This window comes from Pseudomonas protegens CHA0, from assembly GCF_000397205.1.
GTDB lineage: Bacteria > Pseudomonadota > Gammaproteobacteria > Pseudomonadales > Pseudomonadaceae > Aquipseudomonas > Aquipseudomonas protegens.
Genome location: NC_021237.1, coordinates 2,993,651 through 3,017,288 on the forward strand (window position 1 = coordinate 2,993,651; position 23,638 = coordinate 3,017,288).

The following is a 23,638-nucleotide window of genomic DNA, read 5'->3' on the forward strand; positions in this document are numbered from 1 at the left end:
ACTTTCTAAACACTTCCAGGTCGGTACGAGGTTCTGTCAGGGAGCCGGGCGCGCTTGTGCCGGGCCTAGGCGGCGGGCAGCAGCAGGTGCATGCACAGCCCGGGGTGGCCGTTGCTGGCCCAGATCCGCCCCTGGTGCAGCTCCACGGCGCGCCGGGCGATGGCCAGGCCCAGGCCGAAGCCGTCGCCCTGGGCCGAGTCCAGGCGCTGGTAGGGCTGGAAGATGCGTTGCAGGTCCTGTTCGGCGACCCCTGGTCCCTGGTCTTCCAGGCACAGGTGCCAATAGGCGCCTTCGCGCCAGCCGCGCAGGCTCACCCGGCCGCCGGCGGGGGAGTAGCGGATCGCGTTGCGCAGCAGGTTCTCCAGGGCCTGGGCGATGCTGTCCAGGTGCACCTGGACCCGGCACTCGGCGTCCAGCAGGCAGGGCAGGCGCTCGGCGTCCCAGGCGCTTTCGAAGCAGGCGTCCTGGCGCAGGGCTTCCCAGATCGACAGCACCTGCACCGCTTCGGTAGGCAGTTGCGGGCGCTCGGTGTCGAGCCAGGCCAGGTCCAGGGTGTCTTCCAGCAGGCGCTGCATGTCGGCGATCTCACGGTCCAGGCGCTGGCGCAACTGCTCCGGCGGCAACCGGCTGTCATGGGCGATGCGCAACCGCGCCAGGGGCGTGCGCAGCTCATGGGACAGCGTGCGCAGCAACAGGCGCTGCTGGGCCAGGCTCTGGCGCAGGCGCTCGGCCATGTGCTCGAAGGCCAGGGCCAGTTCCCCCAGTTCGTCGTGGCGGTTCACCAGGGGCGTGCCCAGGCCCTGGCTTTCCAGGTCGTCGGCGCGCAAGGCATCGGCGCGGTCGCGCAGGCGGTTCAACGGCAGCACCAGGTGGCGGTAGAGCAACAGGCCGAGCAGGGCGGCCAGCAGGGTCGGCACCACGCCATGGCTGAGCAGGTGGGTCCAGGGCGTCAGGCCGCTGGGCAGCAGGCGCTCGGGTAGTTGCAGCACCAGCCGGCCTTGCTCCGGGTGCTCGGGGAATTCGATGCTGACGTAGGGCAACTCGTCCTGCAGGCGCCGGCTCATGGGCCAGTCGAGCTTGCGCATGAAGGTCAGGTGGCTGGCTTCCTCGGCGGTCAGCGGCGTGCTGCCCAGGCTCTGCAGGCGATCGCCGATCACCGCGACCCAGGTGTCTTCCCGGGTTGCCAGTTGTCGCTGGAACTCATCGACCGCGGCCACCCCGCCCTGGCGCCAGGCGTGCTCGGCCTGCTGGGCGTAGCTGGCCAGGTACTGGCGGTCGGCGGGGTCGAGAAAATAGGTGCTGCGCTCGGCCGACAGGCCCCAGGTCCAGATGATCCAGGTCAGCAGCAGGCAGAAGCCGATCTGCAACAGCGCCAGTTTCCACAGCAGGGGGTGACGGCGCATCAGTGGCGTTCCGCTTCCACCAGGATGTAGCCCGCGCCGCGCACCGCCTGGATCTGCAGGTGCTGCACCCCAAGGTCGGCGAGTTTGCGCCGCAGGTTGCACACGTGCACATCCAGGCCGCGATCGAGCCTCGTGTAGATGCGGTGCAGTACGTGCTGATAGAGAAACGGCTTGCTCAGGGTTTCCCCGGGGTGCTCGCGCAGGGTCACCAGCAACCGGTATTCCGAGCCGGTCAGGCCCGCTGCGCGGCCCTGGTGCAGCACGTCCTGGGCCTGGTCGTCGAAGCTCAGGTGCGGGTCCTGGCGCGTGGCCTGCAGCTGTTGCACCCGGGCCATGCGCCGCAGCAGGGCGTCGGCGCGGGCGTCCAGTTCGGCCAGGCTGAAGGGCTTGGGCAGGTAGTCGTCGGCGCCTCGGGTAAAGCCGGTGATGCGGTCCTGCTCGGCGCCCAGGGCCGACATCAGCATCACCGGCGTGCCCTGTTCCTGGCGCAGGGTTTCCAGCAGGGCCAGGCCGTCCATGCCCGGCAGCATGATGTCCAGCAGCACCAGGTCGAAGTGGCCGGCGCGCACCGCGGCCAGCCCCTGGCGGCCGTCGGTGCAGGTGGTGACGGTAAAGCCGCGCTGGCGGAAATGCAGGTCCAGGTCGTCGCGCAGTCGGGCGTCGTCTTCCACGAGAAGCAGGTTGGGGGTCATGGGGCAGAGCACTTGAATGGAAATATTTAATGAGAACGTTTTACATTTGCGAATATTGCAGCAATGCCCTTGGCTATGCAATTGCCATGATGGGCGGGCATGACCGGGATCAACTGAACAAGAAGTTGAATATTCAACAAAGTGTTGATATTTTTCCTGGCCGTTCACCTTGGTAGTCACCCATGAACCGATCTTGCGCTTCCCTGCTTGCCGAACGTCAGCTGGTGCTGCAGGTGCTGCACAGCACTTTGCAGATGCTGGGCAGTGTAGTCGGCCGGCACGTGGAGATTGTCCTGCATGACCTTGACCGTCCCGAGTGCTCGATCGTCGCCATCGCCAATGGTCATGTCACCGGGCGCCGGGTAGGCGACCCGGTGCTGGTCGGGCCGCGCCAGGACCTGGGTTTTGCCGCGGTGCGACGTGCCCTGCAAGACCGCTCCGCGGCGACCCCGCTGGTGCTGGAGAACTACCCGACCCTGGCCCCCGACGGCCGCGAGCTGCGCAGTTCCACGGTGATCTTTCGCGACAGCAGCGGGCAGCCCTTCGCCAGCCTGTGCAGCAACAGCGACCTGAGCGGTATCGCCGCCGCTCATGCCTGCCTCGGGCAGTTGCTGGGCCTGGGCAGCGCGCCTGCGCCGCGCCGCGACGAAGCCCCCGACATGGAACAGTTGCTGGCCCAGATCATCCAGGGTGCCTGCCCGGGAAGCGGGGCGCGCATGAGCAAGCCACACAAGCTCGACGCCGTGCGCCAGATGCAGGAGCGCGGGGTGTTCATCGTCAAGGGCGGGATCGAAAAGGCCGCCGCGGCCCTGGGGGTGACCCGCTACACCATCTACAACTACCTGGAACAGATCCGCGCCCAAGGCGCCGAGGAATGACCGCGATGCAGCTCGATATCTTTCAAGTGGATGCCTTTACCTCCCACGTCTTCGGTGGCAACCCGGCGGCGGTGTGCCCCCTGGATGCCTGGTTGCCGGACGAAGTCCTGCAGCGCATCGCCCTGGAGAACAACCTGTCGGAAACCGCCTATTTCGTGCCCCAGGGCGAAGTCTTCGAACTGCGCTGGTTCACCCCCACGGTGGAGGTCGACCTGTGCGGGCACGCCACCCTGGCGGCGGCCTGGGTGCTGTTCGAGCAGTTGGGCGAGCGCCGCGACGTGCTGCGCTTTGCCACCCGCAGCGGCGAGTTGCGGGTGAGCCGCGAGGGCGGCCTGCTGTCCATGGACTTTCCCGCCAAGCAGCCCGAAGCCGTGGCGATTGCTCCGGCCCTGCTGCAAGCCCTGGGGTTGCCGGCGGCCGAGGCCCTGTACCGCACCGACGATTACCTGCTGGTGGTGGACGACGAATCTCTGGTGGAGGCGCTCAAGCCCGATTTCGCCGCACTGGCCGCCTTCGATGTGCGCGGCATCGCCGTGACGGCGCCGTCCCGGGCATTCGATTTCGTCTCGCGCTGGTTCGGCCCGCGGGTCGGGGTCAATGAAGACCCGGTCACCGGTTCCGCCCATACCTCCCTGGCGCCTTACTGGGCCGCGCGCCTGGGCAAGCGCCAGTTGCGGGCGCAACAGGGCGGGGCGCGCAAGGGCCAGTTGCAGTGCCAGGTGCTGGACAACGGGCGGGTGATCATCAGCGGCTACGGCGCCTTGTACCTCAAGGGCCGTATTTTCCTCTGAACCGGCTGTGGCGCCGCTCTGCCATGCAGGCCTGGTGCCTGCAGGCGGATTTGTCTCGGCGGTGCCGGCGGGAGTAGAGTCGCGTTTTTTTCGCCTGCTCAGGATGCTCCAGACCATGCAACGGACGCGCACCTTGCCCCGCCTTTCCACCTCACCGCTGTTGGCCTTGCTCCTGGGCTTGAGTGCCGGCGCTGCCCAGGCAGCGAGCCTCAGCCAGAGCCTGCTGGAGTGCCAGCCGAGTTTTTTCAAGGCCCTGTATCAGCAGCGCGCCGAGCTCGGGCAGGTGGTGAAACTGGCGGAGAATCAGCGCCAGGGCATCGCCTGGATTCCGGTGGCGGAGCGCCGCGACAGCGCCACCGCGCTGATGGCGTTTTCCCGGCCGCTGCTGGATCAGGGCCTGCCCCTGAGCGCCTACTACGACCGCCAGTTCGACCTGGGCGAGCAGGGCACCTTTCACTTCTGGGGCTTTGAAATCGATGCCAGCCGCGAGGCCGTCATGGCCGCGCTGCCCCAGGCCGGTTGGCAGGAGACTGGCGAATACTTCGTCTCCCGGCCGCAGATCAAACTCAACGCCGCGACCCCCTGGCAGGACAACCCGGCCGCCGCTTCGGGCATCGCCCCGGCGCCGGGCTCCGCGGAAAAGATCCTCATGCTCAGCCAGGAAGACGGCAAGACCCGTTTGCTCTGCTCGCTGCAGGGCACTGTCGATCAGCCATTGCTGGAGCAGGAGCGGCCGGACCTGGCCCAGGGAGCGGGCCGATGAACAAGCTGTCGAGCTTGAGCGCGGCGCTTTTGCTCGCCGGTTGCGCGCATTCGGGTACCCCCGGGGAGGCCCCGGCGCCGCAGCGTCCGGACGGCATGTTCAAGGTGCTGGAAAGCCCGGAACTGGCCACCTACTTTGCCGCCAACTCGCTGGCCCTCTACCAGAACAATCCGAACCTGCGGCAGTTCTATCTGGTCAACAACTACGCCAAGCCTGCTGCGCTGGGCGGTGGCAAGCCGCCGATCTACAGCTCCCGCGCGACCCGGGTGATCAACTGCGAGAAGGATGAGTCGGCGCAGTTCGGCCGGGTGTACTTCTCCGAGCCCTTCGCCCAGGGCGTGGAGGTCATGCGCAAGGAAGATCTTGCGCAATGGGCCGCCTTTCCCCGTCAATCGTTGATCGGGGAGCTGCGCAACATGGCCTGCGCGGTCGATCCGACCCGGCTCAAGCTGGCTCCGGCACCGAGTCGGTGAGCGGTGTCAGCCGGGCCTGTTGTTCAGTCCGGCCAGGCCATGATCAGCATGGGCGGTGGCCCGCCTGATTGAAGCGCGCGCCGCACGCCGCCCAGGCGGCGTTCTGTCCAACTGTTGAGCACCAAGGAAGTTTCGATGCTGGAAAGCAACCGCACCATCACCCTCTCTGGCGAGCAGGCGCTGCAGGCCCTGGCGGAGCTGGAGTTCGTCTTGATCTCGTTGCACAAGATGGGCGCCTACTACATGGATAAACCCGTGGCCGACTACCAGCGCGCCACCACCGATTTCATCGATAACCAGCAGGTCACCCAGCGCCTGGCCCAGGTGCGCAGGATTCTCAGCGAACCCTTCGACCGTACCCTGGGGGAGGACGACATGGACGACATCGAGCGCCATGTGCAGGGGCTCGAACTGTGGCGGCCCGAGTAGCAGCGCGAGGGCTGCCCGCCGATTTATCAAGGAACCTGCCATGTCCAGAATAAGCATCGCCGCCGCGACTCCCAGCACTGACCTGGCGCTGGTCAAGTTTCTCCATCAGCGCCTGGGCCTGTCCCTGCGTATTGCCCAGGGCTATCTGCGCCGTGGCGCCGAGGGTTTCTTCTACAGCGCCAAGCTGTTTCACAACGACCATGTGGAACGTGAGCAGGAACTGCGCGACATCCTCGCCTTCTGCAACAACGCCCAGGTGCCGCTGCTGATTGTCGAAAGCGACCCCGATGAGCAATGGAACGGGGTTGCGCCCGAAGCGCTGGAGGACTGCGCGATGCCCCAGGAGCACTTGTTCAATCTGCTCCAGGCCTATGAAGAGGACTATCAATAAGGCCCGGGAGCGGGCCTGTAGCGCCCAACCGAATGCGAGGTTTTCCTAAAGTTCTGGGCGCCGGGGTCGAGACGTTGGTGCTGTCCGTCCCTCAATAAGGATATTTCGTGTTCAGAACCCTCCTCAGGGCCACCGCCCTTGTCGCCACCCTGGCGCTGACCGGCTGTGTGTCCTACAACGTCACCGGCCCCCTGGGCGCACCGCTGCATCCCGCGCCTGCCAGCAGCCCGCGCACCGCGCAGATCGCCGATGTGCAGGTTTCCGCCGCCGGTATCGACGAAGCCACCCGCACCGCCATCAGCCGCTCCCTGACCGCCCAGCTGACGCCCTACGTCAAGAGCGCCGGCTACTTCCAGCAACTCAGCGAATTTCCTACCCGCCTGGGGGAAAACGACGTGGTGCTGAAGTTCAACATGACCTCCCTCAAGGGCCATCGCGGGCCGCACCCGGGCTATGTGCCGGGGGCCCTGCTGACCCTGACGCTGTGGATCTGGGTCAATGGCCCGATCTACGTCGACAGCTTCGACCTGGCCGGTGATCTGTCGATCGTCGATCGCGACGGCAAGGAACTGGCCAGCGCCAGGGAGCAGCTCAAGTTCGAGCGCAATGTCGGTCTCTATGGGCGCGAATACTGGGCCCCGACCCAGGGCGCCAAGCAGCTCAACGAGCTGGTTGCCAAATTGCTCGACAACGCCACCGCCCGGTTGGCGCACTAGGATCAAGGAGCGTCACATGTTCGGTTCCATCAAGCACCTACTGGTGCTGGCTGCGGTACTGCTGAGCGGCTGCGTGTCCTATTCGCAACACGAACTGGCACCGGTCACGGCCTGGCCACCCACCGCCCAGGCGGAGCAACACAAACCCACGGCCTTCGTGCGCACCACCGCGATGAACCAGGTCAATGGCGGCCCGGCCAATGCTGCCGCCGGCGCCTCGGCCGCCGCCTGGGAAGCGGCGGTGGCCGATACCTACCGCCAGTCCGGGCGCTTTGCCCGGGTCAGCACCGACAAGGTCGAGTCGGACCTGTACGCCGAAGCCACCCTGTACAACAACGAGCAGTTCAGCATGGCCTCGGCCATCATCACCGGCGCCACCTTCTTCATCATCCCGTCCACGGCGAAGAACACCTTCACCCTGGAGACGGTGTTCAAGGACAAGGACGGCAAGGAACTGGGGCGGATTCGCAAGAGCGAGTCGGTGCGTACCTGGATGCAACTGCTGCTGATCGTGGCGATTCCTTTCCAGGCGGATACCCGCGACGTGGTCCAGCAACTGGCCCGCAGCACCCTGGATGAAGCGGTGCAACGCAAACTGCTGTAAGCCTCGCGCTGCTGGCAGGACGCAGACAAAAACGCCGCGGGCCCTGATTGGAGCCCGCGGCGTTTTTTTTGGATGCGGTTTACTTCAGCGCTGCGCCGCCCAGTAGGCATGCAGCGCCCGCGCCGCCGGTTCGATGGCCGCTACTTGCTGGCGATGCTGGTCCAGGTCGAGGTCGGCCGGCAGTTCGAAGTTGTCCTGTTCGGCACAGTCGATGATCGTCTGCAACAGGCCGGTCTGTAGTGTCGGCATCTGCGGCCAGTTGCCCACGGCCACGCCACGCAGGTAGCCAAAGCACCATTCTTCGGCCAGCAACAGGTCCTGGCCCTGGTGTTCGGTGGTTTCGAAACGTGCATGGAAACCCTGGGCATCACTGGCCAGTTGTTCGGCCAGGGTGTTGATGTGGCGCACGCACAGGTCGATGAACTGCCGGCACTCTTGCGGGGTTTCCCAATTGGGGTTCTCGCCGCCCCAGATCGCCGGGAACCATTCGGCGATATCCACCTGGGTCGGGCCCGACACCAGCGCGGTGAAATAACCGTCCAGCTCGCAGGGGTTGAGTACCGAGTGGTCGTCGCCGTACTTGAGCAGGGTGTCTTCGAGGGTTTCGAAGTCGGCGGCGTTCAATGGGGTGTTTTGCATGAGAGAAGTCCTGGAAAAAGCAGCGGCAAGTTTCCGGGTTCAGGCCCCGGGCTGCAAGCCTTGAACGGTATGGGCGGCGCTTGAGTGCGCGGCCCTCAGGTGCCGCGCAACAGGTCCTGGGAGTCCAGCAGGCGGTAGGCGATTTCCGGGCGCTGCTCCATGGCCCGGCGGATGGCGGCCGGGATCGATTGCCGGGTCTTGCGGCACAGGCCGGGCAACTCGCCCAGGGAAATGGCGATGCCGCGCATGCTGCGGACCACGTTGTCACTGGGGCTGATCTGGACGCGGATGCCCAGTTGTTCGTACATCCGCCGCTGCATGTGTTCCAGGTCCGCCAGGTCCTTGAGGTTTTCCAGGCGTTCGAGCAGGCGTTTTTCCTCCTGGCGCGTCAGATTGAGGATGCGCAGGTCGGCTCCGGGGGTGTCCAGCAACTGCTCGCGCTCGCAAATGCAGGCGCCGGGCGGACAGGGTTGGCGGATCGCGGGGCTGGGGTTCATGGTGATCCATCATAGCGATCCCGTAGCCGCTGTCAGAGAAAATTCTGTGCCCGGCCAGCCCCAACGAGATGGCGTGGTGGTGGGGCTTTGTGTAGGCGCTGGCTTGCCAGCGAAGGGGGCTTCGGGTGCGTCGCAGGGCTTGAGGTCTACCGAGCCAAGGGGTTGCCCGGGTCGCCTTCGGCGAGCATCTGGCTCAGTAACTGCCGTTCCTGTTCGCCGGGAAGCACGCCGCGGGTTTCGCCTTCGAGCACGATCACGCCATCTTCGTTGCTCAGGGTGATGACCGCCGTAGCCCGGCCCCGGGCATCCACCTCGGTGATCAGCCAGCGGCAGGTCACGGTATCCCTCGCATAGACCGGGCGGCGGAACTGGAAGCGCATCGCCGAGGCCAGCCAGCCGATCTGCCCGCCGATCTCGGTCACCAGGCTGGCGGTCAGCAGGCCATGGGCCACCGGTTCGCGAAACCCTCGGGCCTCGGCGAAGGGCGGGTGGAAGTGCACCGGGTTGTAGTCCCGGGAAATCTCGGCAAAGCGCTGGATGTCCTGGGGAGTGAAGCATCGCGACAGGCTGAAGCTGTCACCGCTTTGCAGCCCGCGAGCCGCTCGTTGTCTGAAGCTGTGCATGGGTACTCCTCAAGCCAGGAGTTGTTCCGCCAGCAACACTAGCGCAATCAGGACCATCAACCCGCCCGACAGGCGACTGACCCACAGCGCCGCCACCGGCCGCGTCTGCAGAACCGTGCGCGAGCCGAAGCCCACCAACAGGTAGATCACCGCGCAACTGAAGGCATGCAGCAGCCCCAGGGCGAGGATCTGCAGCGACACCGGCCAGGCGGCCGCGGGGCTGGTGAACTGTGGCAGCAGGGCCAGGAACAGCAGGAAGACCTTGGGATTGAGGCCGCTGACACACAGGCCCTTGAACGACCAGCGTGCCCAGGAAGCATCGGCCTGGCCTGCGCCGGCCTGTGGCGTGGACGGGTGGCGCAGCAGGCCGACGCCCAGCCACAGCAGGTAGCCGGCACCGGCCACGGTCAGGCCCGCAAGGGCCAGGGGGTAACGCGCCACCAGCCCGCCGACCCCGGCGGCCACCACCAGGGTCGCCAGCAGGTGGCCGCTCAGCAGCCCGGATACCGCGGGAATCACCACCCGGCCGTTGAGCCCGGCAGAGATGGCATAGGCCCAGTCGGCGCCGGGGGTGATCACGAACAGCAGCGACACTGCCCAGAACGCGGCCAACATGCTCGGTTCCATGTTGGCTTACCTCGGCTGGCTGCAGGTAGCGTGGGCGGGGCAGGCGGTCGCGCTAGGCAGCGCAGGGTGCGGCTTGGCAAGGGGGTAGGGCATGGGGCTTTCTCACGGGCATCAGGGGCTCGACCGCCGCACAGCTGCGGTGAGCAGGGGCTTCAAGGTGTGAAGAAAGAATAGTGAAGATCGAGGGGGATTTTTTCTCTAATATTCCAACTGCAAACCTTCGAATGGGGAGAATTATTCAAATGGATCGGATTGATCAGAAGATTCTTGCCGAGCTGCAAGCCGACGGCCGCCTGTCGGTCACCGACCTGGCCGAGCGGGTCGGTCTTAGCCTGTCCCCTTGCCATCGCCGGGTACGGGCGCTGGAGCAGTCCGGGGTGATCCTGGGCTATCGCGCACAACTGGCGCCCAGCGCCCTGGGGCTGAATTTCTCGGCCATGGTGTTCGTCACCCTGCGCGAGGGCGATCATCAGGCCGTGGCGGCCTTCGAAACTGCCTTGCAGGGCATTGTCCAGATCGTCGAGGCGCAGCGGCTGTTTGGCGAACCCGATTACCTGCTGCAGGTGATCACCCGCGACCTGCCGGCGTTCCAGCGGTTGTATGACGAACGCCTGTCGACCTTGCCCAACGTCCAGCGCCTGACCTCGACCCTGGTGATGAAGCAGGTGATCCAGGACCGCACCCTGCCATTGTGATCGGGATCAAGGCTCGAAGGTCCCGCAGGTTCTAAGGTGCAGGCTCCTTCATCCAGGTTCCGGGAGCCGTCATGGCCAAGCCCTTTCCCCTGCGCCCCAAACACCCCGAGCGGATCTGCTGGGGCTGCGACCGCTACTGCGCGGCCAATGCCCTGGCCTGCGGCAATGGTTCCGATCGCACCATGCACCCGGCGGAAATGCTCGGGGAGGACTGGTACCTGGACGGCGACTGGGGCATCGAGATGCCCGTCGACAGCGAGCCGGCCCCACAGCGGCAGTCGCGAGGGCCGGCCGCTGTTTAAATATTACCCGGGTATTATTGATTGTCTTATTAATACCCGGGTAATATGCAGCCTCGTTTCCTTGAGGCCATAACCATGTCCGACTCACTTGCCCAACCCGTCACTGCGTTTCAGGCCCAGCAGGTGCTGGCGGCCGGCCCGTTGCTGGAGGTCGCGCTGGCGGTCAAGCGTGCCAGCGAAGAGGCGGCGCCGCAGCCGTTGCTGGTGTTCGACGATGCCAGCGGCCGGGTCATCGACCTCGACCTGCGGGGCACCCCGGACGAAGTGCGCCAGCGCCTGGCCGCCACGCCGGCGCCGGGCAACGGGCGCTATCGCCCGCACCAGCCTGCTGCTGCGCCGGTCGAGGGCGAAGAGGCTGCGCCCCGGGGGCGGGGGCGACCCAAGCTGGGGGTCATCGCCCGGGAAGTGACCCTGTTGCCGCGCCAGTGGGACTGGCTGGCCGAGCAGCCCGGTGGCGCCTCGGCGGTGCTGCGCCGGCTGGTGGACGAAGCCCGGCGCCATGGCGCCGAACCGCAGCGCCAGCGGGCCGCGCAAGAGGCGGCCTACCAGTTCATGCTGGCCATGGGCGGCGATCTTCCCGGTTATGAAGAAGCCACCCGGGCGCTGTTCGCCGCGGACCTGGCGCGCCTGCAGCAGTGCATCGAGGACTGGCCGCAGGACATCCGTGCCTATGCCTTGCGCCTGGCCGGGGCGTAATCGCCGGGGCTGGCTTGTGTCCCGGGGCCCAGGCGTTTTATGTTCCCTGCCGGTCAACAACGACGCCTTGCCGATTCTGGAGTGCCTATGAACCTCGCCACCCTGGCGCTATTTCTCCCGGCCTGTTTCGCCCTGAACATGGCCCCCGGGCCGAACAACCTGCTGTCGGTGCGCAATGCCAGCGCCTACGGTTTTCGCACCTCGTGCCTGGCGGGCATCGGCCGCCTGGCGGCGTTCGCCCTGATGATCGCCCTGGCCGCCGCCGGCCTGGCGGTGGTGCTGCAAGCCTCGGAGCTGTTGTTCTACGGGATCAAGATTCTCGGCGCGGGCTACCTGCTGTACCTGGCCTATCAGCTGTGGACCGCGGACCCCCAGGTGCAGAGTGCGGAGCGCAGCCGGGTGTCCGGGCTGCTGGCCCTCAGCCGGCAGGAATTTCTGGTGGCCATCGGCAATCCCAAGGCGATCCTGATCTTCACCGCGTTTCTGCCGCAGTTCGTCGAGCCCGGGGCGCCAGTGGGTTCGCAGTTCCTGGTGCTGGGGCTGTTGTTCCTGCTGCTGGAGTGGATCGCCATCAGCGCTTATGCGCTGATGGGCCTGCACATGCGCCGCTGGTTCAGCGAGCCTGCGGGCAAGCGCCTGTTCAATCGTTGCTGCGCGGCGTTGCTGTCGGCGGCGGCCTCAGTGCTGTTGCTGGCCCGGCGCGCCTGAAGCCTGGAGCAAGCCTCTCCCCGCAACGGGGAGAGGCCATGGCCATCAGTGGATGGAGAAGTACGGGTCCCAGGAGCAGTAGGCGATCACCTTGTTGTTGCTGTCCAGGATCATGAAGGCCCAGGTGTAGGTAATGCGCGAGCCGACCCGGGTGGCGTTGGCCTGCCAGTAGTAGTTCTGCACGCTTTGCGCGATGGGCTGCCCGGCCGGGTTGTCCTTGTCGATGATGGGCAGCGGCGTGCTGTCCAGGACGATTGGTGTGACGTCGGTCAGATAGGGCGGATTGCCGGCACTCGGTACCGGGTTGGTCTGGGTGTACTGGTACAGCAGCACCGCGTTGTACATGCCCTTGGACAGGCTGGTGGCGCGCCAGCGGACAATGTCCCCCTGACGCAGGTTGACCGCCAGTTCGGAGCCGCCGTCCGGCCCGTCGGTGTTGTCGCGGCGGGCCACCATGTAGACCACCTGGTCGGACAGGCGCTGGCCGTTGCTGTAGTAGTTGTAGAGCTGGGTGGGGGTGGCGCTGTGCTGGCTCAAGGTCAGCGTGTTGCCGCCGTCGAAGGTCTTGCCGTTGCTTTCCAGAATGGTGTCCACGTCAATGGTGACAAGGATATCCACGATGTTTTCGTTCATGTCCGGCTCCCTGTTGTCGCGCTATGGGCCTGGCGATCCAGGCCCGGGTGTCATCGGCTGTGCAGCGTGCGGCCACCGAGCATCCGGGCGCGGCGCAACAGCTGTCGGGCACCGGGCGAAATGCACTTCCATGAGGTCGCCAGTGGAATCTAGAAGCTCAAGACTGTTAGTCAAATGGGCCGGTCAAAAAAGCGCCGTGAGGGCGTCCTGGCCGCTTCGGGCTACAAGCCTGTAGCACCCGTGCCAAGACCCAGGTGCTGATCGGCCCCGGGCACGATGCGCAATCGGGCGACCCCGGATCGCCAAGCGACAGGCCCCGGGATCGGCCGCGACGGTTTATCATGCTGCGCTGCCGCCCGTTGCCCGTGCGACAAGGGGCTGTTCCATTCGCCCACCCTGGAGGCGCCCGCCATGCCTGATCTGCCCAAGCCTGCTGCCATCCCTGAATTCCCCGTGTGCCACGCCCGTGGCGGCACCTCCACCGGGCTGATCCTGGCCCGCGAAGCGCTGCCCCGGGACGAAGCGCTGGTGGAAGAGTTGCTGCGCCACCTGATGGGCGTGCCGCTGCAGGGCGAGTGGCCGGGCAACAGCCAGATCACCGGCCTGGGGCGCGGCGGGCCCACCAGCAACAAGGTGTTCATCGTCGAGCGCCGCCCCGGCGAGACGCGGATGATCAGCACCCTGGCGCAACTGGCGGCGGGCAAGAGCGCCATCGACTGGAGCGTCAACTGCGGCAACATGTCCGCGGCGTTGCCGCTGTATGCCCTGCAGCGCGGCTGGCTGGAGCCCGGGGAGGGCGGTGGGCAGATCGAGATCTACAACAGCAACACCCAGACCACGATGTATGCGCGCCTGGGCTTCGCCAATGGCCGGCTGCTGAGCGACACGCGGATTCCCGGGGTCAACGGGGTGTTTCCCGGGGTCGACCTGTTTCTCGACAAGCCGGTGGGGGCCAAGACCGGCGCGCTGTTCCCCACCGGCAAACGGGTGGACCTGCTGGACGGCATCGCCGCCACCTGCATCGACGTGGCGGTGCCCATGGTCATCCTGCGCGCGGCGGACCTGGGCAAGAACGGCGAGGAAACCCCGGCCCAGCTGGACGCCGATCCGCAATTCAAGGCACGCCTGCTGGAACTGATGGTGCTGGGCGGGTTGCGCATGGGCTTGCGCAAGCGCGACGGCAGCCTGATGAGCGCCGACGAGCTGCGGCGCAGCGAAACCATCCCGAAGATCTGCATCGTCAGCCCAGCGCGAGAGGGTGGGGATATCGCCACCCGCTACTTCACCCCGCAGAACGCCCACCCGTCCCTGGCGGTGTCCGGTGGCTGCTGCCTGGCGGCGGCGTGCCTGGCCGAAGGCACCGTGGCCCATGCCTTGTTGGCGCGGGCGCCGGTGCTAGGCGAGGAGCCGGGCGAGTACCCGCTGGCAATTGAAAACCCCGCCGGGGTGCTGGAGACCCTGATCAATGCCCGGCTGGCCGGCGGGGAGCTGCTGATCGATGGCGCTGCCTACCGGCGCAGCGCGCAGATCCTGCTGCAGGGCAGTACACCGCTGTACAACGCCTCCCCAGCGTTGATCGCCGCCCTCGGCTCCGTCTAACCACCACCGAGGCTCCTTCGCGGCCACACAGAGTCCAACCCTGCGCGTGCCCCGCTTCTTGTAGCCGCTGCCGAAGGCTGCGCACGAGCCGCAGGCTCGCTGGCGATCCCCCTGGCGCCTAGGCCCCTTCGGTGCCTATCGCAGCCTGCGGCAGCGGCTACAGACGGGCGGCTGTGGTTCAGCGCTGGGGGAAATCCCGGCGCAGGGCATCCACCCCTGCCAGCAACCGAGACACGGAATTGCAGGCCAGGGGCAGCGTCACTTGGCAGCCGTCCAGCCGTTGCTCCGGGTTCAGCCAGGGCGGTGCGGCTTCAAGGCAAAAGTGGATCTGGATCTGCGGCTCGGGGCCGCCCAGGTAGTGAAACGCCAGGCAAGGCTCGGTGAACCAGCAAGGCCGGGGAGGGCCTTCGGGCTGATCCAGGGCCTGTAGCCACTGGGCCAACTGATCGAGCTCGTGAGTCCTCAGGCAGGCATCCTTGAAACGCCAGTCGCCCTGGGGATGCTCGATGCGGCCCTGCACCATCAGCCAGTTGGCGTCCAGGTGATCGTGGCTGCCAGGGAACTGGTAGCCAAGGATGTCCAGCTCCACCCGCAGCTCAGGTGGGGCCCTGAATATCAGGGGCATATCAGCGAGCCTCGCCGCCATCGGGAAGAAACTGCGGCACCTTCTGCCGCAGCAACTGGATCAGTTCCGGGTCCATGAACTCGTAATCATCGGGAATGTTCAGGCACACAATCTGCTGGTTGTTCAACTGCGCCTTGAAGCGCTTGCGCAGTTTTTCCCGGTGCCGGGTTTCCATCACCACAATCAGCCCGGCCCATTGCACCAGCTCCGGGCCCAGGGGCACCTGGGCGTCGTGGTTGAGGCCCGCCGAAGCGGTTTCGATCCCCGGCCAGTCGGCGAACAGCTGCTCGGCGGTGGGGCTGCGCAGCTTGTTCTGGCTGCAGACAAACAGGACATTGAGCATTGGGCCGAACTCCTTGGCACAGACGCCCGGCCCGTAGAGGGCAGGGCAAAGACGCTGATTTTTCGGGGCTTTTACTGCACTGTCCAGCAACTTGTGGCGGGCCGGACCAATTGCATTGGTCGGCGCAAGTTGCCCGCCAAGCGCCGAGGCTGCGAAACTGCCGGCCCCTTTACTCGCATCGCCCAGGCCATGTCCGTAGCTCTGTTCACCTCCCCCCATCTGGGCCTGGCCCTCAGGCGCTGGCGCCTGTTGCACCGGGTCAAGCAGCAGCACGCCGCCGAACTGTTCGGCGTGGCGCAGTCGAGCATTTCCCGTTGGGAAAACGGCCGGCAGATCATGGAACCGGCCGAGCGTGCGCGCCTGGAACAACTGCTGGCGGCCAACCTCAGCGCCGCCGCCGACCAGGCCCTGGCGCGGCTGGTGAACGACAGCCCGCGCGCCGTGCACCTGGTGTGCGACCTGACCCACCGCCTGCTGGCCTGTTCCGCCACCCGCGCCGGGCAGTTCGGCGTGCCCTTGAGTGAGCTGCTGGGCCAGTCCCTGTGGGGCTTTTGCACCGAGGAAATCACCCGCAAGGAAGCCGCCCTGGATGACCTGGGCTGGCGCGAAGTACTGGAGCCGCCGTCCCTGGAATTCTTCAGCGGCCACAACGATTCGGCCATCGTGCCCATCGCCCCCAGCCAGTGCCGCTGGACCCGCCTCAACCTCTCTGACGGCAACGCCGTGCGGCTGGTGGAAACCCTCTGAAATGGGGCCCCGGATATTTTATCCGTGGCCCCGGCAGCACCCCTTGGCTAGTCTGGTTAGCCATCGCTCGCCGCCTTTCAGTGCCGGCTGTGTTTTGCCCACCCGCGCAGGTCTTTCCATGAACAGTGAACTTCTCAGTGGCCGCCTCGACTTTCTCCGTGAAGCGGAAAAACTCAAGGACGTGCTGCGCAGCGCCCACACCTCCAGCGGCCGCCAGGAAAGCACGGCCGAGCACAGCTGGCGCCTATGCCTGATGGCGCTGCTGTTCGAAGACCAACTGGGGGACCTGGACCTGCTGCGGGTGCTGAAACTGTGCATCGTCCACGACCTGGGGGAGGCCATTCACGGCGACATCCCGGCGGTGGCCCAGGCTGCCCACCCGGACAAGAGCCAGCAGGAGCGCGACGACCTGCAACTGCTGGCCCGAGCCCTGGACGCCCCGGCCCGCGAGCACCTGCTGGAGCTGTGGGACGAATACGAAGGCGCCGCCAGCAACGAGGCGCGCGCGGTCAAGGCCCTGGACAAGCTGGAAACCCTGCTGCAACACACCCAGGGCCAGAACCCGGCGGGTTTCGACTACCGCTTCAACCTCGGCTACGGCCGCCGCTACACCGACGCCAGCCCGCTGTTCCAAGCCCTGCGCCAGCAGATCGACATCGACACCCAGCGTTGCCTGGACGCCCAGGCTCAGGCCGCGGTTCAGCATCGGCTGCGCTAAACAAGCCCGGGCGCAGCTCGCCACATCCAGGGCAGGTTCCCAGGGGGCTGGGCGTCCCGCGCAGAAACCTTGCAGGCGTCATGGTTTTTTTCTGCCAGGGTCATCAAGCGGGTCTATTTTTACCTTCGCTTGCCGTTCACTACGCTTTTCATACGCACGTCCAGCCTCGGGCCCATATCGAGCAGCCGGGTAGGGATGACCGAAGGAGAGTCCCATGTCCAACGAATCCAAGTGTCCGTTCAAACACACCGCCGGCGAAGGCACCAGCAACCGTGACTGGTGGCCCGGCCAACTGAACCTGAAGATCCTCCACCAGCACTCGCACCTGTCCGACCCGATGGCCGAGGGCTTCGACTACGCCGCCGAATTCAACAGCCTGGACCTGGCCGCGGTGAAGCGCGACCTGCTGGCGTTGATGACCGATTCCCAACCCTGGTGGCCGGCGGATTTTGGCCACTACGGCCCGCTGTTCATCCGCATGGCCTGGCACAGCGCCGGCACCTACCGCATCGCCGATGGCCGTGGCGGCGCCGGGGGCGGGCAGCAGCGCTTCGCCCCGCTCAACAGCTGGCCGGACAACGTCAGCCTGGACAAGGCGCGGCGGCTGATCTGGCCGATCAAGCAGAAGTACGGGCGCAAGATCTCCTGGGCCGACCTGATCATCCTCACCGGCAACGTCGCCCTGGAATCCATGGGTTTTAAAACCTTCGGCTTTGCCGGTGGCCGCCAGGACGTCTGGGAGCCGGAAGACAACGTCTACTGGGGCAGCGAAACCACCTGGCTCGACGACCAGCGCTACAGCGGCGACCGCGAGCTGGAGAACCCCCTGGGGGCGGTGCAAATGGGCCTGATTTACGTCAACCCGGAAGGCCCCAACGGCAACCCCGACCCGCTGGCGGCGGCCCGGGACATCCGCGAAACCTTCGCCCGCATGGCCATGGACGACGAAGAAACCGTGGCCCTGATCGCCGGCGGCCACACCTTCGGCAAGACCCACGGCGCCGGCCCGGCGAGCCACGTCGGCCCGGAACCGGAAGCCGCCGGCCTGGAAGAGCAGGGCCTGGGCTGGAAAAGCAGCTTCGGCACGGGCGTCGGTGGCGACGCCATCACCAGCGGCCTGGAAGTGATCTGGACCACCACCCCGACCCGCTGGAGCAACGACTTCTTCGACCACCTGTTCGGCTTCGAATGGGAGCTGACCACCAGCCCCGCCGGCGCCCACCAATGGCGGCCCAAAGCCGGCGCCGGGGCCGACAGCGTGCCCGACCCCCACGACCCGAATAAACGCCGCACGCCGTCGATGCTCACCACCGACCTGTCGCTGCGTTTCGACCCGGCCTACGAGGCGATTTCCCGGCGCTTCCGTGAGCACCCCGAGCAACTGGCCGACGCCTTCTCCCGGGCCTGGTTCAAACTCACCCACCGCGACATGGGTCCGCGCGCCCGCTACCTGGGCCCGGAAGTGCCGGCCGAAGAGCTGATCTGGCAAGACCCGATTCCCGCCGTGAATCACCCGCTGATCGACGCCCAGGACATCCAGCAGCTCAAGGGCCAGATCCTCAATTCCGGCCTGTCGGTTGCGCAACTGGTGTCCACCGCCTGGGCCTCGGCCTCGACCTTTCGCGGCTCGGACAAGCGCGGCGGCGCCAACGGCGCACGGATTCGCCTGGTCCCGCAAAAAGACTGGGAGGTCAACCAGCCGCAGCAACTGGCCCAGGTGCTGCAAGGCCTGGAGGCCATCCAGAGCGCCTTCAACAGCGCGCAAAGCACAGGCAAGCGCGTATCCCTGGCCGACCTGATCGTCCTCGGCGGCTGCGCGGCGGTGGAGTTGGCGGCAAACAATGCCGGCTACAGCATCAGCGTACCGTTCGCCCCGGGGCGCATGGACGCCAGCCAGGAACAGACCGACGTCGAATCCTTCGCCGTGCTCGAACCCGTGGCCGATGGCTTTCGCAACTACCTCAAGCCGGTCAGCGGCGTCACCGCCGAAGCCCTGCTGGTGGACAGAGCGCAACTGCTGACCCTCACCGCCCCGCAACTGACCGTGCTGCTGGGCGGCCTGCGAGTGCTGGGGGCCAACGTCGGGCAATCGCCCCACGGCGTGTTCACCACTAGACCGCAGACCCTGAGCAACGACTTCTTCGTCAACCTGCTGGACATGGGCACCCAATGGAAACCCCAGTCCGAGGCCCGCGACCTGTACGAAGGCAGCGACCGCGCCACGGGCCAGTACAAATGGAGCGGTACTCGGGTCGACCTGCTGCTGGGCTCCAACTCGCAACTGCGGGCCCTGGCCGAGGTGTATGCAGCGGCGGATGCGGGTGAGCAGTTCGTGAAGGACTTTGTTGCGGCCTGGGACAAGGTCATGAACCTGGACCGGTTCGATTTGCACTGAGGGCAAGGGATTAACGTCCAGCAACTGGTGGCCCTCGACTTGAGTATTCAGGTCGAGGGCTACGGCTGTCTGTGGCAAGTGCTGGCGAATTCCTCGACCCCTCTTGTTCCCCCCAGCAGCAGAATCAGTGTCAGGCAAAAGGCTCTGCGAACTCGCGCGGTGCTGGGTCCACTATGGCAAAATGCCCTGCATCAATTCAGGGAGTCAGGGATGAAAGCTATTGTCATCGCAGCGCTACTGTTACTTACAGGTTGCGTAGCAAAGGTTGTTGAATACAAGGCATTGCCTATCACACAGAGTCAGGCGGAATCGATCATTGAACAGGTACTGATGGAACAACCGCTGAAAACCAGGCCCGAACAAGTGTTCTTCACGGATGAATACATTGGCTACGGAAGTGGGACTATTTCTGCTACCAGTGGCTTTGCAAGTGCAACGCCTATCGGTGTAGGAGCCATAGCAGCCGGCAGCTCCAAGACTTCCTCCAAAGCGGTGCAAACCCGTATCTACTTCAACTCGATTGGTAGCGTCACGCTCTACTCAAAGCGTGGTCGTTGGGTCGTGCAGACCAGGAACCAGGCAGGTGGCGTGCTGAACAGCTCGCAGGTCGACACGCAGCAGAAGGCTCAGCGGTTCGTTGACGCAATGTTGTTTTTCAAACGCACCTGATGCAGCGCAGGGTCGCTGACTGATAGGCAGCGGCAGGTGATGGCCCCGAGTCGCTTGATCTGCTTCAAGGCCACTTCAGACCGGGTAAAACGATAACGCCTCCCTAGGGAGGCGTTTTTGCCGGCGCGATCGAGGCGTTTCGAGCACGACTGGCGGCAATCAAGGCGGGCCATATAGCGCCCGCCAAGCGCTTACTTCGCCTTGAGGTACTCATTAAGAAACGCCTGGGCATCGCCATAGCTGGACAGGTTGCTGTCATAGCCCACCTTCAGCGGCTTGGCCTCACCCGGCAGATGCAGCTCGCCATAGCCTTCCTGAAGCAGCAGCACCACGAACTTCTGCCCGTCCACCTGAGTGAAGTAACGGGTGTCGCGATCGGTTTGCTCCACGTTCATTTTCTGAATGCGCATGTTCCAGTCGTGGTCGGCGTCTTCCACCTGCACCAACGCCTGGTTGGCGCTGCGCTCACCAATGCGCAAGGTCCAGACCTTCACCCCGTGCGGCCCGGTGTAGGCCAGGATCTTGTCCGCCACCTGTGGCCGTTCCTCGGCCTGGGCCAGCCCGGTTCCCAGTACCCACGCCATGACCCACGCGGCCGCCCAACGGTAATAAAGCTGCATCCTTCTAGCTCCTGAACATGAAAAGGGGCGGTTATTGAAGCCGACCCGTGCGGCGCTGCCAAGCACCCAAGGCAACAGGCGGGATAAAAAAAGCGGCGCACACGCTGGACTCACCCGCCACTGACCTGTCGCGAACAGCACACTCTTTGCGCCCTCGGCTAAATACAGGTCGCAAGCGTGGCGAGGCAAAACGTCGCCACCGGTAGTCTAAGAGCACCACCCGGGAGACTTTCAATGATTCGACGCGCTTGCTTGGCCGCTCTATTGACCATGACTGCCGCAACCGCCTTTGGCGGCCCTGGCTACGATCATCTCTATGCGTTCGGTGACAGCTACTCTGACAATGGCGCGGGTGAAACCTTCACCCGAACCATGGCCGCGCAGAAGGTCAAAGATGCACAGGAGCTGCCCGGTTCGTTGTATTGGCAGGGACGCTGGAGCAATGGCCCCACCGCGGTCGAGCACTTGGCGCAGGCCTTGAAAATCCCCTTGACCGACTACGCCATTGGCGGCGCCAAAAGCGGCAACGGCAACTACTACGCCTGGATGCAGCCCTCTCGCGACACCGGGGTTTTCGGGCAAATCGCCGATCACCTGAAAGCCGCTAAAACACACAAGGCGGATCCGGATGCGCTGTATTTCATTTTCATCTCAGCCAACGACTTTTTTGAATGGGCCGACTTCGCGCACCCAGAAACGATCGACGTGCTTGGCCAGAACAGCGTGGCGAACATACAGAAGAGCACCGAGACGCTGATCGCCGCAGGGGCGAAGCACCTGATGGTGGTGGGGACCACGGATTTGAGCCATGTGCCGGCTGTGGTGCAGGGCAATCAAGTCAAGAACGCAACGCAATACCAGCAGATACTCGAACAAAAACTGCCCGCCGTGCTGACAACACTGGCTAACGCCCATCACGTGAGCATTGGCTACTTCGACCACCTGGCCTTCAGCAACACGCTTCGCGCGGCACCCGAGGTGGCGGGCCTGAAGGATCTGGATACCCCGTGCCAAGCCACCTACCCGGACGTCAAACCCGTGTGTGCGGATCCGGATAGCCATTACTACTGGGATGAATGGCACCCGACCCGCAAAGTCCACAGCCTGGCCGCCGAGGCGATGCTTGAAACGCTGAAAGCGAGCCGTTGAGGTTCTCTATCCGCCCATAGCCGTTCAGCACTGCCCGGCTATGAGCGCCAAGCATTGTCATGGTCGTTGCTCGGACATCCTTGCCCTTGTCGTTGAGAACAGCACGCTGCGTTCACAGGACGCTTAGCGACATGTGACCTTGTCGGCACCTTGGGGGGAGACGCCGGCAACGAGTTCTCCAGTGGTGTGGAGGACATGGGGCTGGCTCCACTCTTGAGGTCGTTGTTTGGGCTTGAACCCGATAAAGTGACCCGCCTCAAAGCGCCTAACGCAAAAACCGCGCATCAGCCCGCGACCGCGCCCCGATTCAAAGGCTGCATTTTCAGGACGAATACCCCATGAGCCAACTCACTGCACTGATCGCCCAAGCCCAAGCCGGGCTTTCGGTCCAGCAAAACATTCCCCAGGAACGCTGGGAGGCCATCGCCACCCAGTGCGGCGCCGAGGAAATCGCCGAGATCAAAACCCGCATCGCCTCACTCAAGGCCGCCCGCGAAGCAGTGGAAGACTGGGACGGCGACACCCGCGATGACCTGTATTTCACCATCGCCCACTTCACCCGCCTGCTGGAACTGGCCACGGCCCACGTACAAGGTGAATGAGCATGTCGATTGACCGCACAACGGATTATTTCGAGAGCAGCGAGGGCGCCGTGCGCCTATGGATAGAGCAGGGCAGTGCCATTCATCTCAAGGCCATCAGCCCGCACAACGACCCCGTGGAACTGACGGCAGAACAGGCCCTGGAACTGGCCCAGGCACTGCAACGCTTGGCCGGCCGCCTGGCCGACTGAATGAACGCCACGCTGCGGCTGACGCACCCCGGGCGCCCGAGCCCACTCAGACAAAATCCGCCGGTTCGAAGCGCTCGCTGGTGTCCATGCGGATAGCACGCAGGCCCAGCGTCTGCAGATGGGACTCATACAGCCCCAGGGCGCAATAGCTGACCAGCAAGCTGCGACGGCGCGCACCACTGGGGTTCAGACTGGCCCCATGCACCAGATCGGCATCGAACAGCAGCACGTCCCCCGCCTTACCCGCCAGTTGCAACGCTCGGGATTCATCACTGAAATCGAAGGGCGCCAACTGCTCCCCGGGGCGATGACTGCCGGGCACGATGCGCGTCGCGCCATTGGCCGGCCCATAGTCATCGAGATAGACCAGCGCCGTGACCCGGTCACCGAGGCGCTGATCCGACAGATCCCGGTGCAATACCTGATGACCGCCCCCCGCCAACGGCTCGCGGCCCTCCACCTGAGCCAGAAAAAAGCCTTCCCCGATCAACTCCCCGGCCACCGCCAACACCGCCGGCAAGCGACACACCGCCTGCACCCGTGCATCCAGATCCACCAGCGCATGCCGCCAATCCGGCCCCCGAGGCACCGGCCATTGCTCCGGCCCAATCACCCCCGCCTCGAAAGCGGCCCGCAGCTCATCCAACCAGCCGGCGGGCACCGCCTGACGCAGCAACAGGTAACCGTTTTGATGGAGTTGTTCGCGGTCGATCATGAGGGGGCAGATGTCCTTATCCGGGGTGGGGGAAAGCATAACGGCTCGCTAATCCAAGCGACATAACCGGCTACGGTTTAGCGGTTGCCCCAGCGTGAGCAGACCGCCTAGTCTGCTGCGGTCGCTGCAAAATCAGCGACCGGGCCTGAGAACCCGATCAGATACAGGCACATTATTGATCAGGGAGCTTCAATCATGTCTGCCGGTAATCTGTGTGAAGTTTGCTGCTGTTCCTTTCGCCTTCCTCCGCTCAAAAGCCTCTGCTGCCAGACCTTGGCGGGAGGTGCACGATGAGCCATTCAAACTCGATCAAAACCCAAGGCTTTGTCACCTTTGGCCAATGTGCCGATCCTGAACTAACGTTGTTTCGCGTCAATGCGGATGTGCCTTTGCAGCAGGCGTTGGAGCAGGCTTCGACGCTGTTGTACTACGCCAAGAAACTTGCGCTGGATGCGGCCATGGAAGAGCAGGGGGAGCGGTATGCGTGGGCTGCGTACTTTTTGGCGGAGATGGGGAAGGCGGTGGTTGATGATGTGGGGCTGGGGTTGGGGGCAGGAGGGATTCGGAGTTAAGGCAACATCATATGGAGTAGATAGAGACGCCGCTTATTGCTGGTTGGTAAGCGGCGCTTGTCTGATTTGAGAGGCACCTTTCGGCCAGAAGCGGACATTGGCACGCGACTGCTGAAGGCCAATAGCGGTCATC

The 23,638-nt window shown here is 65.0% G+C and carries 32 protein-coding genes; 21 read left to right on the forward strand and 11 right to left on the reverse strand.

Going from position 1 to position 23,638, the window contains the following annotated elements; translation table 11 throughout:
- Positions 1-65: 65 nt before the first annotated feature.
- Together PFLCHA0_RS13660 and PFLCHA0_RS13665 are read right to left on the reverse strand one after the other, a co-directional pair.
- Positions 66-1,403, reverse strand: coding sequence for a HAMP domain-containing sensor histidine kinase (locus tag PFLCHA0_RS13660; protein WP_015635365.1), 1,338 nt, complete (start codon positions 1,401-1,403; stop codon positions 66-68).
- Positions 1,403-2,095 (reverse strand): response regulator transcription factor, encoded by a 693-nt coding sequence (locus tag PFLCHA0_RS13665; protein WP_041752194.1) that lies wholly within the window; start codon positions 2,093-2,095, stop codon positions 1,403-1,405. The genes PFLCHA0_RS13660 and PFLCHA0_RS13665 overlap by 1 nt, the downstream gene beginning before the upstream one ends.
- A gap of 182 nt (positions 2,096-2,277) precedes the next feature.
- Between PFLCHA0_RS13665 and PFLCHA0_RS13670 the strand changes: the two genes are divergently transcribed.
- From PFLCHA0_RS13670 to PFLCHA0_RS13705, 8 genes are all read left to right on the forward strand, one after another.
- Complete coding sequence (locus tag PFLCHA0_RS13670) at positions 2,278-2,973, forward strand: helix-turn-helix transcriptional regulator (protein ID WP_015635367.1); 696 nt, start codon at positions 2,278-2,280, stop codon at positions 2,971-2,973.
- Positions 2,974-2,978: 5 nt separating this feature from the next.
- A complete protein-coding gene (locus PFLCHA0_RS13675) occupies positions 2,979-3,764 on the forward strand; it encodes a PhzF family phenazine biosynthesis protein (RefSeq protein WP_015635368.1) in 786 nt (261 codons plus the stop codon).
- A gap of 115 nt (positions 3,765-3,879) precedes the next feature.
- The gene (locus tag PFLCHA0_RS13680) at positions 3,880-4,527 is read left to right on the forward strand and encodes a hypothetical protein (RefSeq protein ID WP_015635369.1); all 648 of its coding nucleotides are present in this window, start codon (positions 3,880-3,882) and stop codon (positions 4,525-4,527) included.
- Positions 4,524-5,000 (forward strand): surface-adhesin E family protein, encoded by a 477-nt coding sequence (locus PFLCHA0_RS13685; protein ID WP_015635370.1) that lies wholly within the window; start codon positions 4,524-4,526, stop codon positions 4,998-5,000. The genes PFLCHA0_RS13680 and PFLCHA0_RS13685 overlap by 4 nt, the downstream gene beginning before the upstream one ends.
- A 135-nt stretch (positions 5,001-5,135) precedes the next feature.
- Complete coding sequence (locus PFLCHA0_RS13690; RefSeq protein WP_015635371.1) at positions 5,136-5,429, forward strand: hypothetical protein; 294 nt, start codon at positions 5,136-5,138, stop codon at positions 5,427-5,429.
- A 40-nt stretch (positions 5,430-5,469) separates the two neighbouring features.
- Complete coding sequence (locus PFLCHA0_RS13695) at positions 5,470-5,820, forward strand: hypothetical protein (RefSeq protein WP_015635372.1); 351 nt, start codon at positions 5,470-5,472, stop codon at positions 5,818-5,820.
- Between the two features lie 107 nt (positions 5,821-5,927).
- Complete coding sequence (locus tag PFLCHA0_RS13700; protein WP_041752195.1) at positions 5,928-6,536, forward strand: hypothetical protein; 609 nt, start codon at positions 5,928-5,930, stop codon at positions 6,534-6,536.
- A gap of 16 nt (positions 6,537-6,552) precedes the next feature.
- Positions 6,553-7,140, forward strand: a complete 588-nt coding sequence (locus PFLCHA0_RS13705) for a hypothetical protein (RefSeq protein WP_015635373.1) — start codon at positions 6,553-6,555, stop codon at positions 7,138-7,140.
- Between the two features lie 84 nt (positions 7,141-7,224).
- Here PFLCHA0_RS13705 and PFLCHA0_RS13710 read toward each other — a convergent pair whose 3' ends face one another.
- The 4 genes from PFLCHA0_RS13710 to PFLCHA0_RS13725 all read right to left on the reverse strand — a co-directional run bounded on the left by PFLCHA0_RS13710 (position 7,225) and on the right by PFLCHA0_RS13725 (position 9,526).
- Positions 7,225-7,779, reverse strand: a complete 555-nt coding sequence (locus tag PFLCHA0_RS13710) for a UPF0149 family protein (RefSeq protein ID WP_015635374.1) — start codon at positions 7,777-7,779, stop codon at positions 7,225-7,227.
- 95 nt (positions 7,780-7,874) lie between these two features.
- Positions 7,875-8,276, reverse strand: coding sequence for a hypothetical protein (locus PFLCHA0_RS13715; protein ID WP_015635375.1), 402 nt, complete (start codon positions 8,274-8,276; stop codon positions 7,875-7,877).
- Positions 8,277-8,422: 146 nt separating this feature from the next.
- Positions 8,423-8,899: a MaoC family dehydratase gene (locus PFLCHA0_RS13720; protein WP_015635376.1), complete on the reverse strand. Its 477-nt coding sequence runs from the start codon at positions 8,897-8,899 to the stop codon at positions 8,423-8,425.
- A 9-nt stretch (positions 8,900-8,908) separates the two neighbouring features.
- A complete protein-coding gene (locus PFLCHA0_RS13725) occupies positions 8,909-9,526 on the reverse strand; it encodes a LysE family translocator (protein ID WP_015635377.1) in 618 nt (205 codons plus the stop codon).
- A 242-nt stretch (positions 9,527-9,768) separates the two neighbouring features.
- Here PFLCHA0_RS13725 and PFLCHA0_RS13730 point away from each other — a divergent pair, with 242 nt between their 5' ends.
- From PFLCHA0_RS13730 to PFLCHA0_RS13745, 4 genes are all read left to right on the forward strand, one after another.
- A complete protein-coding gene (locus PFLCHA0_RS13730; RefSeq protein WP_011060976.1) occupies positions 9,769-10,221 on the forward strand; it encodes an Lrp/AsnC family transcriptional regulator in 453 nt (150 codons plus the stop codon).
- 71 nt (positions 10,222-10,292) lie between these two features.
- Positions 10,293-10,523 carry a DUF3079 domain-containing protein gene (locus PFLCHA0_RS13735; protein ID WP_015635378.1) on the forward strand — a complete coding sequence of 77 codons (231 nt, stop codon included), beginning with the start codon at positions 10,293-10,295 and terminating at the stop codon, positions 10,521-10,523.
- Between the two features lie 45 nt (positions 10,524-10,568).
- Positions 10,569-11,219 carry a DUF2239 family protein gene (locus tag PFLCHA0_RS13740; RefSeq protein WP_041752197.1) on the forward strand — a complete coding sequence of 217 codons (651 nt, stop codon included), beginning with the start codon at positions 10,569-10,571 and terminating at the stop codon, positions 11,217-11,219.
- A gap of 87 nt (positions 11,220-11,306) precedes the next feature.
- Complete coding sequence (locus PFLCHA0_RS13745; protein WP_041752198.1) at positions 11,307-11,927, forward strand: LysE family translocator; 621 nt, start codon at positions 11,307-11,309, stop codon at positions 11,925-11,927.
- Positions 11,928-11,972: 45 nt separating this feature from the next.
- On the opposite strand, the gene PFLCHA0_RS13750 is transcribed toward PFLCHA0_RS13745, so the two are convergent.
- Positions 11,973-12,560 carry an AidA/PixA family protein gene (locus tag PFLCHA0_RS13750; RefSeq protein WP_011060980.1) on the reverse strand — a complete coding sequence of 196 codons (588 nt, stop codon included), beginning with the start codon at positions 12,558-12,560 and terminating at the stop codon, positions 11,973-11,975.
- A 411-nt stretch (positions 12,561-12,971) separates the two neighbouring features.
- Here PFLCHA0_RS13750 and PFLCHA0_RS13755 point away from each other — a divergent pair, with 411 nt between their 5' ends.
- Positions 12,972-14,159 (forward strand): PrpF domain-containing protein, encoded by a 1,188-nt coding sequence (locus PFLCHA0_RS13755; RefSeq protein ID WP_041752200.1) that lies wholly within the window; start codon positions 12,972-12,974, stop codon positions 14,157-14,159.
- A 178-nt stretch (positions 14,160-14,337) separates the two neighbouring features.
- On the opposite strand, the gene PFLCHA0_RS13760 is transcribed toward PFLCHA0_RS13755, so the two are convergent.
- Positions 14,338-14,784 (reverse strand): WapI family immunity protein, encoded by a 447-nt coding sequence (locus PFLCHA0_RS13760; RefSeq protein WP_230493594.1) that lies wholly within the window; start codon positions 14,782-14,784, stop codon positions 14,338-14,340.
- A gap of 1 nt (position 14,785) precedes the next feature.
- Entirely contained in the window at positions 14,786-15,127 is a 342-nt protein-coding gene (locus PFLCHA0_RS13765) for a low molecular weight protein tyrosine phosphatase family protein (RefSeq protein WP_041752202.1), read from the reverse strand.
- 189 nt (positions 15,128-15,316) lie between these two features.
- On the opposite strand from PFLCHA0_RS13765, the gene PFLCHA0_RS13770 reads away from it, so the two are divergent.
- The 4 genes from PFLCHA0_RS13770 to PFLCHA0_RS13785 all read left to right on the forward strand — a co-directional run bounded on the left by PFLCHA0_RS13770 (position 15,317) and on the right by PFLCHA0_RS13785 (position 19,656).
- Positions 15,317-15,874, forward strand: a complete 558-nt coding sequence (locus tag PFLCHA0_RS13770; RefSeq protein ID WP_041752748.1) for a helix-turn-helix domain-containing protein — start codon at positions 15,317-15,319, stop codon at positions 15,872-15,874.
- A 118-nt stretch (positions 15,875-15,992) separates the two neighbouring features.
- Positions 15,993-16,592 (forward strand): HD domain-containing protein, encoded by a 600-nt coding sequence (locus PFLCHA0_RS13775; RefSeq protein WP_041752203.1) that lies wholly within the window; start codon positions 15,993-15,995, stop codon positions 16,590-16,592.
- Positions 16,593-16,806: 214 nt separating this feature from the next.
- On the forward strand, positions 16,807-18,987 hold the full coding sequence (katG, locus tag PFLCHA0_RS13780; protein ID WP_015635385.1) for a catalase/peroxidase HPI: 2,181 nt from the start codon (positions 16,807-16,809) through the stop codon (positions 18,985-18,987).
- Between the two features lie 210 nt (positions 18,988-19,197).
- Positions 19,198-19,656 carry a hypothetical protein gene (locus PFLCHA0_RS13785; RefSeq protein ID WP_015635386.1) on the forward strand — a complete coding sequence of 153 codons (459 nt, stop codon included), beginning with the start codon at positions 19,198-19,200 and terminating at the stop codon, positions 19,654-19,656.
- 191 nt (positions 19,657-19,847) lie between these two features.
- Here the strand turns inward: PFLCHA0_RS13785 and PFLCHA0_RS13790 are convergent, their stop codons facing one another.
- Entirely contained in the window at positions 19,848-20,276 is a 429-nt protein-coding gene (locus PFLCHA0_RS13790) for a hypothetical protein (RefSeq protein WP_011060992.1), read from the reverse strand.
- Positions 20,277-20,510: 234 nt separating this feature from the next.
- Between PFLCHA0_RS13790 and PFLCHA0_RS13795 the strand changes: the two genes are divergently transcribed.
- The 3 genes from PFLCHA0_RS13795 (at position 20,511) to PFLCHA0_RS13805 (ending at position 22,218) form a co-directional block, all read left to right on the forward strand.
- Entirely contained in the window at positions 20,511-21,425 is a 915-nt protein-coding gene (locus PFLCHA0_RS13795; RefSeq protein WP_015635387.1) for an SGNH/GDSL hydrolase family protein, read from the forward strand.
- Positions 21,426-21,763: 338 nt separating this feature from the next.
- Complete coding sequence (locus PFLCHA0_RS13800; RefSeq protein ID WP_015635388.1) at positions 21,764-22,027, forward strand: hypothetical protein; 264 nt, start codon at positions 21,764-21,766, stop codon at positions 22,025-22,027.
- A 2-nt stretch (positions 22,028-22,029) separates the two neighbouring features.
- Entirely contained in the window at positions 22,030-22,218 is a 189-nt protein-coding gene (locus tag PFLCHA0_RS13805) for a DUF6360 family protein (RefSeq protein ID WP_015635389.1), read from the forward strand.
- A gap of 46 nt (positions 22,219-22,264) precedes the next feature.
- Here the strand turns inward: PFLCHA0_RS13805 and PFLCHA0_RS13810 are convergent, their stop codons facing one another.
- The gene (locus tag PFLCHA0_RS13810; protein WP_041752206.1) at positions 22,265-22,933 is read right to left on the reverse strand and encodes a phytanoyl-CoA dioxygenase family protein; all 669 of its coding nucleotides are present in this window, start codon (positions 22,931-22,933) and stop codon (positions 22,265-22,267) included.
- Positions 22,934-23,223: 290 nt separating this feature from the next.
- Between PFLCHA0_RS13810 and PFLCHA0_RS13815 the strand changes: the two genes are divergently transcribed.
- On the forward strand, positions 23,224-23,505 hold the full coding sequence (locus PFLCHA0_RS13815; RefSeq protein ID WP_015635391.1) for a DUF3077 domain-containing protein: 282 nt from the start codon (positions 23,224-23,226) through the stop codon (positions 23,503-23,505).
- Positions 23,506-23,638 lie beyond the last annotated feature (133 nt).

What these genes read in the sequence shown, in the direction of transcription:
- PFLCHA0_RS13675 (WP_015635368.1), top strand. Translation starts at nt 2,979, where the DNA reads ATGCAGCTCGATATCTTTCAAGTGGATGCCTTTACCTCCCACGTCTTC.
- PFLCHA0_RS13790 (WP_011060992.1), bottom strand. Translation starts at nt 20,276, where the DNA reads ATGCAGCTTTATTACCGTTGGGCGGCCGCGTGGGTCATGGCGTGGGTA.
- PFLCHA0_RS13670 (WP_015635367.1), top strand. Translation starts at nt 2,278, where the DNA reads ATGAACCGATCTTGCGCTTCCCTGCTTGCCGAACGTCAGCTGGTGCTG.
- PFLCHA0_RS13760 (WP_230493594.1), bottom strand. Translation starts at nt 14,784, where the DNA reads ATGCCCCTGATATTCAGGGCCCCACCTGAGCTGCGGGTGGAGCTGGAC.
- PFLCHA0_RS13720 (WP_015635376.1), bottom strand. Translation starts at nt 8,899, where the DNA reads ATGCACAGCTTCAGACAACGAGCGGCTCGCGGGCTGCAAAGCGGTGAC.
- PFLCHA0_RS13725 (WP_015635377.1), bottom strand. Translation starts at nt 9,526, where the DNA reads ATGGAACCGAGCATGTTGGCCGCGTTCTGGGCAGTGTCGCTGCTGTTC.
- PFLCHA0_RS13775 (WP_041752203.1), top strand. Translation starts at nt 15,993, where the DNA reads ATGAACAGTGAACTTCTCAGTGGCCGCCTCGACTTTCTCCGTGAAGCG.
- katG (WP_015635385.1), top strand. Translation starts at nt 16,807, where the DNA reads ATGTCCAACGAATCCAAGTGTCCGTTCAAACACACCGCCGGCGAAGGC.
- PFLCHA0_RS13755 (WP_041752200.1), top strand. Translation starts at nt 12,972, where the DNA reads ATGCCTGATCTGCCCAAGCCTGCTGCCATCCCTGAATTCCCCGTGTGC.
- PFLCHA0_RS13770 (WP_041752748.1), top strand. Translation starts at nt 15,317, where the DNA reads ATGTCCGTAGCTCTGTTCACCTCCCCCCATCTGGGCCTGGCCCTCAGG.
- PFLCHA0_RS13745 (WP_041752198.1), top strand. Translation starts at nt 11,307, where the DNA reads ATGAACCTCGCCACCCTGGCGCTATTTCTCCCGGCCTGTTTCGCCCTG.
- PFLCHA0_RS13665 (WP_041752194.1), bottom strand. Translation starts at nt 2,095, where the DNA reads ATGACCCCCAACCTGCTTCTCGTGGAAGACGACGCCCGACTGCGCGAC.
- PFLCHA0_RS13805 (WP_015635389.1), top strand. Translation starts at nt 22,030, where the DNA reads ATGTCGATTGACCGCACAACGGATTATTTCGAGAGCAGCGAGGGCGCC.
- PFLCHA0_RS13730 (WP_011060976.1), top strand. Translation starts at nt 9,769, where the DNA reads ATGGATCGGATTGATCAGAAGATTCTTGCCGAGCTGCAAGCCGACGGC.
- PFLCHA0_RS13705 (WP_015635373.1), top strand. Translation starts at nt 6,553, where the DNA reads ATGTTCGGTTCCATCAAGCACCTACTGGTGCTGGCTGCGGTACTGCTG.
- PFLCHA0_RS13735 (WP_015635378.1), top strand. Translation starts at nt 10,293, where the DNA reads ATGGCCAAGCCCTTTCCCCTGCGCCCCAAACACCCCGAGCGGATCTGC.
- PFLCHA0_RS13750 (WP_011060980.1), bottom strand. Translation starts at nt 12,560, where the DNA reads ATGAACGAAAACATCGTGGATATCCTTGTCACCATTGACGTGGACACC.
- PFLCHA0_RS13810 (WP_041752206.1), bottom strand. Translation starts at nt 22,933, where the DNA reads ATGATCGACCGCGAACAACTCCATCAAAACGGTTACCTGTTGCTGCGT.
- PFLCHA0_RS13660 (WP_015635365.1), bottom strand. Translation starts at nt 1,403, where the DNA reads ATGCGCCGTCACCCCCTGCTGTGGAAACTGGCGCTGTTGCAGATCGGC.
- PFLCHA0_RS13785 (WP_015635386.1), top strand. Translation starts at nt 19,198, where the DNA reads ATGAAAGCTATTGTCATCGCAGCGCTACTGTTACTTACAGGTTGCGTA.
- PFLCHA0_RS13795 (WP_015635387.1), top strand. Translation starts at nt 20,511, where the DNA reads ATGATTCGACGCGCTTGCTTGGCCGCTCTATTGACCATGACTGCCGCA.
- PFLCHA0_RS13690 (WP_015635371.1), top strand. Translation starts at nt 5,136, where the DNA reads ATGCTGGAAAGCAACCGCACCATCACCCTCTCTGGCGAGCAGGCGCTG.
- PFLCHA0_RS13815 (WP_015635391.1), top strand. Translation starts at nt 23,224, where the DNA reads ATGAGCCATTCAAACTCGATCAAAACCCAAGGCTTTGTCACCTTTGGC.
- PFLCHA0_RS13685 (WP_015635370.1), top strand. Translation starts at nt 4,524, where the DNA reads ATGAACAAGCTGTCGAGCTTGAGCGCGGCGCTTTTGCTCGCCGGTTGC.
- PFLCHA0_RS13740 (WP_041752197.1), top strand. Translation starts at nt 10,569, where the DNA reads ATGCAGCCTCGTTTCCTTGAGGCCATAACCATGTCCGACTCACTTGCC.
- PFLCHA0_RS13695 (WP_015635372.1), top strand. Translation starts at nt 5,470, where the DNA reads ATGTCCAGAATAAGCATCGCCGCCGCGACTCCCAGCACTGACCTGGCG.
- PFLCHA0_RS13765 (WP_041752202.1), bottom strand. Translation starts at nt 15,127, where the DNA reads ATGCTCAATGTCCTGTTTGTCTGCAGCCAGAACAAGCTGCGCAGCCCC.
- PFLCHA0_RS13715 (WP_015635375.1), bottom strand. Translation starts at nt 8,276, where the DNA reads ATGAACCCCAGCCCCGCGATCCGCCAACCCTGTCCGCCCGGCGCCTGC.
- PFLCHA0_RS13800 (WP_015635388.1), top strand. Translation starts at nt 21,764, where the DNA reads ATGAGCCAACTCACTGCACTGATCGCCCAAGCCCAAGCCGGGCTTTCG.
- PFLCHA0_RS13710 (WP_015635374.1), bottom strand. Translation starts at nt 7,779, where the DNA reads ATGCAAAACACCCCATTGAACGCCGCCGACTTCGAAACCCTCGAAGAC.
- PFLCHA0_RS13680 (WP_015635369.1), top strand. Translation starts at nt 3,880, where the DNA reads ATGCAACGGACGCGCACCTTGCCCCGCCTTTCCACCTCACCGCTGTTG.